General features: G+C 44.6%; 1 protein-coding gene and 1 pseudogene. Both read left to right on the top strand.

The genetic code is table 11. The annotated features are described in order from the left end of the window. A pseudogene (locus F6K53_RS45185) lies at positions 1-457 on the top strand (hypothetical protein); the annotation flags it as partial. A 251-nt stretch (positions 458-708) separates the two neighbouring features. Further along, positions 709-840 carry a hypothetical protein gene (locus tag F6K53_RS45180; RefSeq protein WP_293087694.1) on the top strand — a complete coding sequence of 44 codons (132 nt, stop codon included), beginning with the start codon at positions 709-711 and terminating at the stop codon, positions 838-840. Positions 841-1,046 lie beyond the last annotated feature (206 nt).

The raw sequence follows: 1,046 nt of genomic DNA, 5'->3' as shown, positions 1-1,046 counted from the left end.
CAACCAATTTCAAAGTCAGATTCGAGTAGACCTCAACTACCTTAGACCTACTCAACATTTATTTGAGCAGATGACTGCCACGATTCGGGGCATGATCGAGGTTAAGCAAGCAGAAAGCGATCGCAATTTACAGGAAACCTTACAAGCTAACGAAGCGGCTGCCCAAAAACGGGAACAAAAATTAGAACTAGTGATTACCACAGTTGGTACAGGCTTAGCGGTCAGCGGTATTTCGTCCCAAGTTGCCTCTGATGCTATCGAGAAAATTTTACCAGCTTGCCAACAAGCTAAAGACGCTAAAGACCCTAATCTTCCCAGTTATTTGGGCTGCAGTTCCCTAGATATAGTATTTCATCTCCTAGTAGGAGTTATCTTAGCAACTCCTGTAGGCATTATTCTTTGGTGGTGGCGAAGAAAGCCGAAGGGAAGTGGAATTTCCAAGCCTCCCAGGGGTTGAAAACAGGGCGTTATATCATTTCCGGTTGAATACTTATATAGCACTACCCATTAAGATTAGGACATTACTAAACTCCGAAACTTAATCATAGCTTACTTCTGATTTCTGACTTCTGACTTCTCACTTGCGCGTAGCGCTATACTAGGCGCGAAAGCAAGGCAGAGGGCAGAAGGCAGAAGGCAGAAGTAAAGGAGTAAGGTTCCAAGGGTAATGGTTTTTTATAACTAAACATGATGTTACTGAGCCAAAGCATGCTATGGCCGAGCTTCACCCTCCCCAAAGTCCCGACTCCCGACTCCCGACTCCCGACTCCCGACTCCCGATTCCCGATTCCCGACTCCCTTTCAGTTTCCTTAGCAAGACCTTATCAAATTCTCAGTTAAGGGTCACTGCCTCCTCAGTTAAGACCTGCATTCTAGTAATTAAGCGAATCAACCCCAGGAGAAACAAACATGAAAGGTATCGTACTTGGCAGTTTAGGCACTTTATTGATTGCTACCGCTACCACTCCCGTCTTAGCATCAGAAATCGCTGCCAATTCTACTACTAGCCGTAACAATATTGTCCTTATATTTATAATTCATTCTCG

The organism is Moorena sp. SIO4A1 (assembly GCF_010672065.1).
Taxonomy (GTDB): Bacteria; Cyanobacteriota; Cyanobacteriia; order Cyanobacteriales; family Coleofasciculaceae; genus Moorena.
This window is presented reverse-complemented; position numbering and strand designations above follow the sequence as displayed.